Origin of the sequence: Burkholderia sp. AU45388 (assembly GCF_030481585.1) — a bacterium.
In the GTDB taxonomy this organism is placed as follows: Bacteria; Pseudomonadota; Gammaproteobacteria; order Burkholderiales; family Burkholderiaceae; genus Burkholderia; species Burkholderia sola.
In genome coordinates this window covers 254,249-267,607 of record NZ_JAUJPV010000006.1, presented here as the reverse complement: position 1 = coordinate 267,607, position 13,359 = coordinate 254,249, and the positions used below count along the sequence as shown (strand labels likewise).

Below are 13,359 nucleotides of genomic sequence, written 5' to 3'. Positions count from 1 at the left end.
CGATCGCGGAAGTGCTGCAGTACCTCGGCTTCGCGGACGTGCGCGAAGGCGACGTGTTCCTGACGCCGCCGGGGCGCGTGTTCGCGGAATTCGGCACGCAGGAGCGCAAGCTGATGTTCGCGGATCATCTGCTGAAACATGTGCCGCTTGCTGCGCGGATTCGGAAGGTGCTGAACGAACGTCCGGGCCATCGCGCGCCGCGTGTGCGCTTCGAGCAGGAGCTCGAGGATTTCCTGTCCGACGAAGCCGCGGAGGAGACGCTCGATGCGGTGATCGACTGGGGGCGATACGGGGAGGTCTTTTCGTACAACGACAAGACGGAAGTGTTCAGTCTGGAGGATGTCGAGTCGTAAAGTCGGAAAGTAGATATGTAGGGCGCGACATTCCTCCGTCACCGATGTCGCGCCGACGTTGGGGCGTGACAATTTTCTACATTTCAAAATTCGGTTATTTATCAGATTGGTGGCTCGATATCGTTTGACATGTCGAGGATTTATAGGGGATTTTTAGGATATCATTCTGTATAAAATTCACTTGAATTTCGAGAAGATTTGTTTTCTCCTTTGATGGGCGGGACCCTCGTTGTATCAGCATGAAGATTTATCTTTCAAATTCGGTGGTTAGATTTTAATGATGGTTGTTGAAATCGTGGTTTGAGGTAATAAGAGATAGTAAAAAATAGAGGTATGATTAAAAGTAAATAAAAATTTATAAAATAAATAAGTGTTTTATATGATTCTGTAAAAATTCCGAATTGCCAGATCTGTGGCCGGTGCGTGTTCATTTTCGTGAACACATGCTTCACTGGCGAGAGCGTTGTGGCACTGCGGCCCTGAATGCGTGAATGGGAGACGTGCCGGTGTAAAACCTCTCGTTCAACGGCAACCATGCGAACCATCCAGGATGTACTGAAACACCCCAATTCGGTCGTCACCCAACCGCTGCATCTCGAGATCGCGGCGCTCGATGCGCCGGTCTCCGTTCTGTCATTCGTTCTGACCGAGGAAATGAATACGCGATTCCTCGCGGACATCATCGTGACTTCGCAGAACAAGCGGATCGACGGTGCGACGATTGTGGGCCAGCCGGCAGTCTTCACGATCGAGGAACACGCTTCCGTGCCCTCGATGGCGGCTGTGATCGATCCGCTTCGGCATGCCGCGCGTACCGTGCACGGCGTCGTAACGCAATGGACTCGCGTCAAAACGTCTCGCGACGAAGCGACCTACCAAGTCCATCTGAAGCCGCGTTTCTCGCTGCTTGAAGAGGTGCACGATTCGGCCGTATTGCTGGACAGGTCGTTTCGCGAGTTGCTGAGCGACATGATCGTCGATCGCGACTTGTTCCAATCCTTCGACGTCGAGTTCGAACTGGAAGGGCTCGACGGGAAGCTGGAACAAACCGTGATGTATGAGGAGACGGCCGCGAACTTTATCGATCGGCACTGCCGGCGCGCGGGAGTCTATTACTACTTCAAGCAGGCGAAGAAGGAGGACGGCCCGCAACGCGACACGCTGGTGTTCGGCAATACACCGCGCGGCTATATGCGAGCGCTTGAGGTACCGTTGATGCCGCATTCCGGTCTGACGAGTTGGCACGAGGCGATCTTGACGCTGGAAGTCACGCGCGCGCTGGTGCCGCAGACGGTGCGCGAATGGGATCGCAACTATCGCGTCCCCGACGATCCGCTGCAGGTCGAATCAATCGTGGCCTACGACGACCGCTCGGTATACGGGAGTGTGAACCGCAGCGTCGAGCATTTCCATTCGGTCGAGGAAGGGCAGGCGCTGGCTGACGCGCGGCGTGACGAACTTCTCACGCGGCAGATTCGGCTCACGGGCACGAGCAACGTCATCGGCATGACGCCTGGCATGGTGGTGCGGATTACCAATGACGAGGTGCACGAGGCGCCGCACGGGATGGTGATCACGAAGCTCGTCACGACCGGTAGCCGGAGCCAGTCGGCGGTCAACACCTTCGAAGCGATCCCCGCACATCAGACCTACCGGCCCGAATACGTTCCTGAAAAGCATTGGCGATGGATCGCCGGCATGCTGATCGGTGTGGTCGAGTCCGGCGATGACGAGCCGTACGCATGGATGGACGAATATGGCCGCTATCGCGTCAGGCTCCTGTTCACCCGGCACAGCGGCAAGCGCGGCACGAACAGCATGCCGTTGCGTGTGCTGCGTACGTCGGCGTCGTATCAGGGCGGCCTGCACATCCCCTTGCTGCCGCGGTCCGAAGTACGCGTCGTCGCGACCCAGGGAAATTGCGACCGCCTGCTGATCGCGGGGGCCCTGCATGACCATGCGCGTCGCGACCTCGTCCACGGCAAGGAAGGGTGGTACAGCCGCGCCGTATTCCGCTCGCCATTGCTCGGCAACAAGTTGCGCTTCGAGGATCTGAAAGACCACGAGGGCATCCGGTTGGCGACGGTATTCGGGCAGTCGTCGCTCAACATGGGCCATCTGGTCGACCGGGACAAGAACAAGCGCGGCCAGGGTTTCGAATTGACCACGCAGAACTGGGGCACGTTGCGCGCGCCGAAGGGGCTGTTCGTTTCGGCAGACGCAGCAGGTGGATCCGAGACGCCGCATCTCGACATGCCCGCCGCTATCGCGCAACTCAAGACAGCATTGCAGCGCGTAACGGACCTCGCGGCTGCGACGACGCAAGCCAAGGCCGACCCTGCGGACCGCGCGACGCAGACGGCGCTGCTCGAAGGCCTCGATCAGCTTCGCGACGCGGGGCTGCTTGCGAGTGCTCCCGGCGGCATCGCGTTCGTGACACCGAAATCACTGCAGCAATCGGCGGGCGAGAACGTGATCGTCACCGCAGGCCGGGACATGGACGTGAGCATCGTGAAGCGATTGCGCATGGTGGCGGGTGACCTGATCTCGCTGTGTGCGCACAAGCTCGGGCTGAATTTTGTCGCAGCGAAGGGCAAGGTCATGATGGCGGCGCTTACGGACGGGATGGACTTGTTCGCGAAGCAGCAGTTGCGCGTCGCGAGCCAAAGTGCCGACGTCCAAGTATCGGCCAAGTCGAAGATCACACTCAACAGCGGCGGAGCTTCGCTCGTAATCGAGAACGGCAACATGACATTTCACTGTCCCGGCGCCTTCACGATAAAGGCGGCGTCATTTTCGTTTCACGGGCCGAACAACGTCACGACACCATTGCCGTCGCTACCGCAGACCAACCTGAAGATTTCTGACCAGTACTCGTCGTCCTACTGAAGCCATGATCATCAGCCCTCCCTTCCTGCCCGTATCGGGCGCGACGTCTAGTGATGTGTCAAAGACGGACCCTATGATGGACGTCGTCGATCAGTTCGAGATTGGTCATCATGGGGTCTATCCCGTTGCTTTCGACCGGCGCTTTCACTGTGGCATTCATCTGGATCCGGGCGAGCAGCACGAACCGGTGCGGGCAATTGCTGATGGCGAGGTGGTCGCGTATCGCGTTTGCAAAAGCGCTCTGTCTGATGGTGCGAAAGATCCGACTGGACAACTGTCGCTGAACTCGAACGCGGGATTTGTCTTACTCAGACATAAGACCGATACAGGACATGGGCGAACGATCACATTCTACTCACTATATATGCATTTACTGGACATGACCGAACAGGAGCGGCTTGCTCCCCAGCCGACCAATCCGCCGGCGGAGGGATCGATGAATGCCCTGCCCAAATGGCTGCTCGATACGGCCGGCGGCAAAGACGGGGTCGTTCAGTTGGGCGACACAAAGAAGGTGTACCGCAAGGACATGCTCGGGTATGTCGGTCAGCATCAGGGGGTTCGGCATCTGCATTTTGAAGTTTTCATGTCGGATGCTGACTTTACAGCTTGGTTTGATCAGGACGGCCACAGGGTTCAACTGGGTGAAAAGGACCCTGTTCAGCCTGCGTCGAGCGACTACTGGGGACATTCCTATTTCGTTATTAAGGGTCCACAGGATTTTGTTGCGCAGCCGGCGGGTATGACGGACGACTGGTTTCCGCGACTGCCAGGCGGCTCAATTGGTGAGCAAGACATCCTGTATGTGGAAGCGTGGTTCAACAAGGGGCGGCGCTATACATGCGCGTGGATCGACCGTGGTAGCAGCGGCAACGTTATCCTGCTTACACAAGTTCCAGTTGCTGACCCGTACGACGGAGAAACGGAACAGTATGAATATGACCTATATGATCGAGCGGTAGCACTCTATTCAGAGTGTCCGAGCGATGGCTATGAAATGCTGCGCTTTGGGCGAATTCTTTCCAGGACGGCCGTGCCGGGAGATGCCCCTGCTACCTGGGTCGCAGTTCCGATCGACGAGAATGGGGCGCAAGGATATATCAACATCGCTTCCGACGCGATCATTAAATTGTCGGACGCTGACTTTCCGTTCTTCAAGGGTTGGCAAAAAGTTGACGAAGGCAATACGCCGTTTAATCAAGATGGGTTATGCGGATACGATGAGCTTTGCCGTCTGATCGGCGTTGCTGATCCACAGGCAACGTCCGGAATGATCCGGCCGCTCGAATACGACAATAACAACGACGATAATGCCAACCAGCTGCTTGCAGGCTACGTGAAAAATGCAGAGGGTGTACGCACAAAGCTCAGGGGGTTGGTGTTCAACGCGCGTAGCGAGTGGGATCCGTCGGACAACGACGATCGCTATAAAGGTCTGAATGAACCAGATGGATTTTTTGGCAAGCAGAACGATACCAATCCAGATGGCTATGACTTGTTTATTGAGTTTCTCGGTTGCTTTCAGTTTCTGGATGAGTTGCCGCATGAATTATCGCTAGCAGGCCAGAAGCTATGGTATTTCCATCCGCTTGAATTTATCCGGCATTTCAGGAAATGTGGATGGCTTGATAAGAGGGAGATGCTCCAGCTTATACCGGATCGCGTTATTAGAAAGCCCGGGTCACATAATCCCCCCTCTCAGGGAGTATGGGAGTCGCCAAATCCAGATTATGCTTCGTCTTTACTTGATAGATTTGGGCTGGGTTTGAACAATTCGATGAGGAAATTTAAGCTTGACACCCCCGATCGACAGGTTTGTTTTATGGCAAATGCCACACAAGAAACAGGGTGGTTCCGCTATCTTGCGGAAGGGAACCGAAATGATAGTGCAACAGATTTGCACAATGGTTGGTTTGGTCGAGGTTTTTTGCAGTTGACAAATCCTAATGGAAATATGGGTGGCGGAAATAATAACTATTATAAATACTTCAAATTCATTGGGCGAAACCCGCGCTTGCCGCCCGGGGAGCAGGAATTGGAATGGCGAAATGAGATTGCAAGAGATGTTTGGCATGCGAGTCATAGTGCAGGTGCTTATTGGGTTTGGTCCGGAAAATCAATGCCAACGGCGAAAAATCCGTCGCGACCACAGGTGGATAGTGCCAATAAATATGCGGACGAGATGAGTGTGAACGAAAGAAGGATAATTCGGACAAATTCTGGAGTTAAGGTGTGGTATTACAACCAGTCCTTTGCGAATTGTGCGGCAGCAGTGAACTATCCGGGTGCCACGGGCAAGAATCCACCAAACATGAATGGTCTAATAGATCGCTCGACGTCGTTCGCTAATGCACTAATGGTTTTGACTGATATTGCGATTTTCAAGGGTCCAAATCAGGAGGATCTAGCGTGGCCCGAGAACTTCACAAGACGGAAGTTGTCGTGAGAAATATACTTTTGATGTTGTCGGCTATTTTGTGGCTTGATGGGGCTGCGAGAGCTGAGTTGGCTTCTAATAGTCGTCCCAATTATCGAGATAATATATTTCTATTGGAGAGTCGATGTGGATATGTCATTGGTGAAAATATATCTTCAAAAACAGTTGGTTCAACTGTAAATGTAAATAATGGAATTATATCGTTTGTTTTTGATCTTGTGATGAAGCTGGATAAGGAGGCTATACGCGGGAAGCTATCGTTTAGTTGTTTTTTGGGTGGATCGGGTTCGAGTGTTGAGAATAAAACTACCGCAGTCGAAGAAATCGCTTTGGAAGATTCTGGTGGGCGATATGTGCGTAATATCGTATGGCAAAAGAAATATGAGGGAAAGGGGTGGGGTGGAACCGTTGCCTATGTTAATTCGGTATATGGCGATCGAGAAAGATTGACTGTTCCTGATTATTTTTTAATATGTCCTGGTGTAATATATTTTCCATGTTTTTCGTTTGAGGTTGTGGGGAGGAAGCTTGGCAAAAAGGAAAGCGATCGAATTCCTGCGGCGCTTGGCGGAATTGAAGTTGTTGCCTTGCGATCGACGGCTCCTGAAACAAACGAAGGGGATCGATAGATTTTAATTCGCCATTAATTTGTCCGTGAGCTTGGGCGCACGGTGTGCTGGGAATTCAGAAAATCCTTGCTCAACTAGATAACCAAAATATATGCAATCTCCCATTCGAAAAGGTGACAAGCTCGAGCATGGCGGCGAAGTCACCGGCGGCTCGCCATGGATGACGTTCATGGACAGGCCGCTTGCACGTAAAGGCGACGATGCGACCTGCGAGCTGCATGGTCCGACCGTGATTGACGAGGGCGCCGACAAATATCCCGATCGCGACGAGAAGTTGTTCGCACTGGACGGCCATCGCTGCGCATGTGGTTGTCGATTGATTTCGTCGCTACCAAACGTCCACTTTGAGTAATGCCGGTCGATCTTTTTTCCGCCGGACGCCCCAGCGCGTATCCGCCCAGGATGCGTTTCTGGCCGTGGGCATTAACTTGGTTCGTCTGTAATGTGTTCGGTCCGGTGGTTGTTTTGCTGGCGTGGCCGAAAGGCGAGCCTGCGAGCGGCCTTAGGTTTTGGGGCTTGATTATTGGGGTGCCGAACGGGCTGTTTCTGGTCCTGCTCGGCTTTGGCCGCGCTGGCTACGAGGGGCTGTGGTACCGCGCATACTGGCGCAACCATCATCGTGACCGCTGGCTTGCGGAGAAAATCGGGTTCGCGCAGCGACCGCTTTATGTACTCGGCGCAGGCTATTGCCTGCCTCTTGGTGGGACATCTCTGTCCGACGCTCTGATAGGGAAGCGCTCCATCATGAAGGTGCAAGCCCCGCGGCACGGCTCGGGAAAAGTTTTATGCAATCGCTTTGAGGACAACGACCCGCTACTGGACGACCCGTCCAATGACCCGCCACTGGACGCTTCATTCATGGCGGATGAAGAGGAAACCCCAACTGACAATGCTGCCGTACCGAAGAGTGCCAATCCAGTTGTGCAGATGATCCGCGTTGCGCTTGAGCCTCTCGCTGGAACCATGCAGGCATTAACTCGATACGAAAGGGCATATTGGCCCCAAGTACGCGTATTGACCGAGTCGGACGTCGCGAACATGCGTTTGACCCAGGTTCGCGCTGCGATGCATCTGGCGGCGCTTCCTCCCTTGGAAGTCCGGGCCGTCCCGGCTGCCGACGGGTTGTTTGTGGCCGATGTATGGCTTGATGCGCATGAATCCCGTCCGCTCCTCGTCATCGCTGCGACGTGGTACGACGATGATATCGATGAGGGCCTCGCCGAGGGATGCGTGGCTGTGTTGCTCGATGCCGGCCGTTTCGGGCTTCCGCAGGCGGTCAGCAGAAAGGCTGCGCTACATAGGCCAGTTGTAGGTGACTCCGCTGAACCAGAATATGGTTTCGCGAACGCCGCGATCTGGGGCAAAACCGATGCCGCGTCGGTGACACGCGCGTGGATAACGCGGCCGGTTGAAAACTGCGACCGCGCTTTGAACGCTGCTGGGTTTGTGGCCGCAGCCAAAGACGCTGCGCAGAGTCGGCTGGATCGTATGGTTGGCGACATGCGGGCAGCGAATGCTCTGCTGGCGATCGCTGCGGCGATCGAGTCCGGCGCCTGTGACGGACCGCAACTCGTCGTCGATGGCGCGCAGTCTGCCATCCTCCATGTCTTACCCCAAGACCAAACGGCTTCAACGCATGTCGATATCCAAAAATAATTTGCATAACGCGCAGCCTCAAGTGGCCTTAACCGACGAAGCTCCCAGCCGGGTCGCAATCTGGGGGTTGCCTCTTGCCGTGTTGGTTATTGCCGCTGCAGCGCTCGTGCTGGCTTGGTTCCAGGGCGAGCGCCTCGGTGTCCCCGATGGCACGCCTCGTACACTGGCATTGATCGGTATTCCGGTATTGCTGGTTGTCATCGTGATCATTCATCTGATTGCGATATCGACTGGCGCATATGCGGGCGCTGCCAAACTGTTTCGTTTGCAAACCAGCGAGAAAGAGGCTGCTTCAGCGACGGGACAGCTGCTCAAACGCGATGCCCGTCTGCAACGCCTGTTCGAGGAACTACGGATATCGCAGGGTCGGCGCTGGCGATACCGCTTACCGTGGCTGATGGTGACCGGTGCGGACACATTGCTCGATCAGGTCGCGCCGGGCCTGAAGCGCGCGGGCGCAATGCCGGTTGGCAACGCGGTCCTCGTACACGCAGCACCGGACGGCATCGACGCGGGCGTGTGGCGCCGGCAGATCCGTAAGCTGCGGAGCAGACGGCCCGTCGACGGCGTGGTGCACGTCACGCACGTGGACGATCGCGATATCGAATTGCCGCGCGTCCTCGCCGCGCTGGCCGCCGACATGGGCTGGGCCGCGCCTGTCACGTTGCTGCACGCCGTGCCCGCGCAGGGCGAACGACCCGAAACGTTCGAAGCGATCGGTGCATTTCCGCGGGCGGCATACAAAGGGGAGCAACCGACGCTGGTCCTGCGCGATCAGCTTGCCGCGATCGAGCGTGGTACGGCGGACGCGGGCGTGCAGCAATGTACAGCGCCCACGCGGGTCAGCTATCTAGCCGAAATCTCGCAATACATCGGGACACAGCTCGAACACATCGTTACCGGCTGGCAAGCGCTTCGTGCATCGCAGTGGCTGCGCACGCCGCTGGCTGGCGTGATGTTCGCCCCCGTATTCAAGGCGACAGCGGCGATGCCGACGCCGGTGCCGATCGCTGCGGACGCGAGCACAACGGTGATCAACATCCCGATCGAGGTCCCGCCGCAACCGGCTGCACTGCTACCCGCATGGGGCGCAATCGCCGGCCGGCAACGCATTGGCCGGCGGGTGGGATTCTACTGGCCGGATGCGCTGGCGATGGGCGTGACCGTTGCGGCGATAGCGTGGTGCACATGGATGACCGTATCGTTCATCGGCAATCAGCAACTCATGCGCGAAGCCGAGGCGACAGCGCGCGCGGCGGTCGATGCGCGGCCGCAAACAGCAGTTGCCTGGCGCGCGCAACTGGCGCTACAGCAGTTGATGGAAAAGCTCGAATACCGGCAGCAGCATGGCGCTCCGTGGTACCTGAGGGCCGGCTTGTCGCGCAATGACGATATCCTCGCCGGTCTTTGGCAACCGTACCGACTCGCCGCGACGCGCAACTTGCAGGCGCCGGCGGTGCAAACGATCGGGGACGTGTTGAAGGCGGCAGGTCAGACGCGCGCCGATAGCCTGCAATCGCAGGACACGCGAGGGAGTACCTACAACGCGCTCAAGACTTATCTGATGCTCGGCGAGCCATCGCGCGCCGACCCCGAATTTCTGAAGCGCATGCTCGCCGCCCTGTGGTCGCGCCCCGTGGAAATGCCGCTCGGCGAGCGCGACGATACCGGCAGGCGGCTTGCAGGCTTCTACGCCGATCACCTGAAAGCGCATCCCGAATGGCGGATTGCGACGGACGACCGCATCGTGACCTCGACCCGCAACATGCTGGTCACGCAAATGGGACTCGCGTCGGCGGACGACACGGTGTACCAACGTATCCTTGACGAAGTCAAAAACAAATACGCCGACGCGTCGCTCGGAACCCTGCTGAATGGCGCGGATGCGCACGGGATGTTCAAGGCATCACAGACCGTCCCGGGGATCTATACGCGTGCGGCATGGGACGGGATGGTCGCAGCGGCTATCGACAAGGCGTCGCATGAACGCCGGATCAGCAGTGACTGGGTGTTGTCGGGCTCGCAGGCTTCGCAGAGGGTTGGTAATACGCTCGCACAGGGTATGACCCAAACGCCGGCGATCGACGATGAGAAACGCGCAGCCGAGGAACTGAAGCAGCGATTGACGGCCCGGTATTTTAGCGAGTACACGGCTGCATGGCAGCGCATGCTCAATAGCCTGCAGTTGCAACCGACGTCCAACCTCGGTGGCGCGGTCGAACAGCTTTCTCGACTGGCGGACGCGCAGACGTCCCCGTTGATCGCACTGATGAAATCCGTGCAGTATCAGGCGCAAGCGGGGCGACCGTCGCAGGCGCTGGCCGCCACCCTGGTGAGAAAGGCGCAAAACCTGATCGGGACTGACGAGCAGGCAGGGACGGCCGTCGTCAACCCGCTCGACAAGGCATTTGGTCCGCTGCTGGTGCTGATGGGCGACCCGGGCGCATCGTCTGCCGCGGAAAACGGGAAGCGTGCCACGCCAGCCGACATCGCGCTAAGCGGTGTCAGCTTGTCGCGCTACCTGACGGCGGTCACGACGATGCGACTGAAGCTGCAACAGATCGCGAGCAGTCCGGACGCTCAGGTAATGGCGCGTTCGCTCGCCCAGGCCGTGTTTCAAGGCAAATTGTCGGAATTGTCCCAGGCGCGCAACGACGCGGCGCTCACGGCCGCGAGCCTGGGTACGGCGTGGGCGGGCTTCGGCGATACGGTGTTTGCGCAGCCGCTCGAAGCCGCATGGCAGACGATCCTGCAACCGGCCGCAGCGAGCCTGAATGACGCATGGCGAGCCGGTGTTGCCGCACCGTTCAACGCAGCGATGAGCGGCCGCTATCCGTTCTTCGATACGCAGGCCGATGCGTCCTTCGCCGAAATCGGCCGCTATGTACGGCCCGATACCGGATTGATTTCGCGCTTCATCACGACGCAACTGGCCGGCGTGATGAAACTCGACGGTGACCGTTGGGCGCCCAGCGAACTTGCCCCGCAGGCGTTGCAGTTTGATCCGGCATTCCTGAGCGCTGTCCGGCAGTTGTCGACGGTTGGGGCGCAACTCTACTCGCAGGCCGATGCCGGGGAGAAATTCGACATGATGGCGCTGCCGACGCCGAACGTGGCTCGATCGGAACTGTCGGTCGACGGCATGCAGATCGTCTATTTCAATCAGCAGGAGCGCTGGACTCCACTGGCATGGCCCGGCAACGGCCTGAACGGGCACGCGAGGCTCACATGGCAGACGCTCGACGCAGGGCTGCGACAGGCATTTGATTCAGCCGGCGATTGGGCATTCCTGCGTCTGCTGAGCGAGGCCGAGATCAACCCGCTCGATGGCACGCGTTACCGGCTTACGTGGAACACGGAGCGCGGCGAGCCGTTGTCATACGTATTGCGTACGCGCATTGGAGCCGGGCCGATCGACTTGCTGAAACTGCGCGGATTCCGCATGCCGGATCGCATTTTCGTTGTCGGCAAGGCAGGCGCCGTGCCGACGATGCCGCTTCTGCCGCCGCTGCCATCGGATGTCCAGCCATGAGTGAAGACGAAAACAATCCGACGAAGCCTGCCGGGAGCGGTTTCAGCGCGGATGATGATCGATATCTGCGCTACTTCGATGCGGAGATGCGTTATCTGCGCGAGGCGGGGAGGGAATTCGCGAGGTCCCAGCCACAAGGCGCCCGCCGTGTGGGGATGACGATGCCTGGCGCGCGTCACGACAGTGTCGAGCAGACCTACGAGGGTTTTGCGTTCCTCGCGAGCCGGCTGCGGATGAAGCTCGACGACGCGGCGCCGGAAATCACCGATCCACTGCTCGATCATCTGTGGCCGCATACAGGCCGCACGATTCCGTCGCTGACCATCCTCGAATGCGTGCCGCGCAGCGGCGAGGCGCGGGTACTCGATACGTTACCGCCCGGGTTGCAGGTACGTTCGACACCGGTCGGACCGGACGGGACGATCTGCGTCTATCGAACGACTCGGGCGATACACTTGCTACCGCTCAACGTGCGCGAGGCGGGCGCGCGCATGCGCGAGGATGGCCGTACGGTAATCCGGCTCGCGTTCGATCTGCTGCACCGCGAGCAGCGATTGCTGGATGATCTGTCGCGTATCCGGCTATACCTGCATGGCGACCGGCCCACTGCATCGGCGCTGTACGCGGTTTTCACGCGCCAGGTGGAGTCGATCGGCGTACGCATGCCGCGCCTGCTCGACGGCCAGCTACAACCGCGCCCCGCGATGACGATCGAGGCAGCGGGCTTCGGCGCGCAGGCGCGACTGTGGCCGACCGACCTCGACGTACGCGACGTCGATCTCGACCGCGAGCAGACGATGCTCGAATATTTCGCGTTCCCCGAGAAGTTCCACTTCGTGGACTTGTGCGGTTTCGACGCGGCCAGCGTGCCACCGGGCGAAACCTGTCTTGAATTCGAGATCGTGATTCGAGACCGGATCCCCGGTGACGCCACGTTCGGTGCGGACAACATCCGGTTGTTCTGCACGCCGGTGATCAATCTGCTCGAACTGGACGCGCAGGCAATCCGCCCCAATGCGCATGATCGCGACTATCCGGTGCGCGCCCCGACCGCCGCGGGCGAGCACATCGAACCCTACGATGTATTGTCGGTGGTGGCGACCGATCCGCGCACCGCCAGGCAATACCCGTATCAATCGATCAAGGCATTTCGGCACCGCGGCGGGATGATGCGGCACGAGTCGCCGCATCGGTATTACCACGCGTCGATTCGGCAGGGCGTAACGGGCCAGCGCGAGATGGTCGTGACGTTGGGCGGGCATCCGTGGGAGGAACCGGGCAGCTTGCCTGACGGACACGTAACGGTCCGGGTGCTGGCAAACAATGGGCGCCTGCCGCGCATGGCGCTGCGTGAATCGATGGTTGCCACGCCTGTTTCGACCTTTAATGGTGTCGAGCGCGTGCGCAATTTGACGGCCCCGACGATGCCGCTGTATCCGCCGCGCGGCGGCGACTATGACTGGCGGGTGATTTCTCACTTCAATGGGGCCGGCACGACCGAGCTGAACATGATGGACGCGAATGTGCTGCGCGGCGCGCTGTCGCTGTACGACTGGACGCGAGCTGACGATAACCGGCGACGCATCGACGCGATTCGTCACGTTTGGCTCGATGAGGAAACGGAACGGGTGGGGGCGCGTGTCGACCGTATCGTGAATGTGAACGTGGGTATCGAGCCGTCGGGTTTTGCCGGGCCGGGTGACGTCGCGCTGTTCGGCGACGTACTCAGCCGCTTCGTCGGCCGCTATGCGTGCTTCCATTTTGTGGTGCGGCTCGTTCTGTATGAAGGCGTGGGCGGCCCGAGCCGACGCTATCCATGCACGATCAAGACGGGAGACTGGCTGTGACACCGCGAGCACATCC

8 protein-coding genes are annotated in these 13,359 nt (G+C 58.5%); all 8 read left to right on the top strand.

The window, feature by feature from the left end; translation table 11 throughout:
* Window positions 1-353: AAA-associated domain-containing protein (locus QZM72_RS14405; RefSeq protein ID WP_301738442.1), on the top strand; the 353-nt coding region annotated here is incomplete at its 5' end.
* 534 nt (window positions 354-887) lie between these two features.
* The gene (locus QZM72_RS14400; RefSeq protein ID WP_089470146.1) at window positions 888-3,242 is read left to right on the top strand and encodes a type VI secretion system Vgr family protein; all 2,355 of its coding nucleotides are present in this window, start codon (window positions 888-890) and stop codon (window positions 3,240-3,242) included.
* Window positions 3,243-3,315: 73 nt separating this feature from the next.
* Window positions 3,316-5,688, top strand: coding sequence for a hypothetical protein (locus QZM72_RS14395; protein ID WP_301738441.1), 2,373 nt, complete (start codon window positions 3,316-3,318; stop codon window positions 5,686-5,688).
* A complete protein-coding gene (locus QZM72_RS14390) occupies window positions 5,652-6,308 on the top strand; it encodes a hypothetical protein (protein WP_144030160.1) in 657 nt (218 codons plus the stop codon). The genes QZM72_RS14395 and QZM72_RS14390 overlap by 37 nt, the downstream gene beginning before the upstream one ends.
* Window positions 6,309-6,399: 91 nt before the next feature.
* Window positions 6,400-6,660, top strand: coding sequence for a PAAR domain-containing protein (locus QZM72_RS14385; protein ID WP_089470145.1), 261 nt, complete (start codon window positions 6,400-6,402; stop codon window positions 6,658-6,660).
* Window positions 6,660-7,964 carry a hypothetical protein gene (locus QZM72_RS14380; protein WP_179233526.1) on the top strand — a complete coding sequence of 435 codons (1,305 nt, stop codon included), beginning with the start codon at window positions 6,660-6,662 and terminating at the stop codon, window positions 7,962-7,964. The genes QZM72_RS14385 and QZM72_RS14380 overlap by 1 nt, the downstream gene beginning before the upstream one ends.
* Complete coding sequence (locus QZM72_RS14375; protein ID WP_301738440.1) at window positions 7,912-11,496, top strand: ImcF-related family protein; 3,585 nt, start codon at window positions 7,912-7,914, stop codon at window positions 11,494-11,496. The genes QZM72_RS14380 and QZM72_RS14375 overlap by 53 nt, the downstream gene beginning before the upstream one ends.
* The gene (gene tssF, locus QZM72_RS14370; protein ID WP_089470143.1) at window positions 11,493-13,343 is read left to right on the top strand and encodes a type VI secretion system baseplate subunit TssF; all 1,851 of its coding nucleotides are present in this window, start codon (window positions 11,493-11,495) and stop codon (window positions 13,341-13,343) included. The genes QZM72_RS14375 and tssF overlap by 4 nt, the downstream gene beginning before the upstream one ends.
* Window positions 13,344-13,359 lie beyond the last annotated feature (16 nt).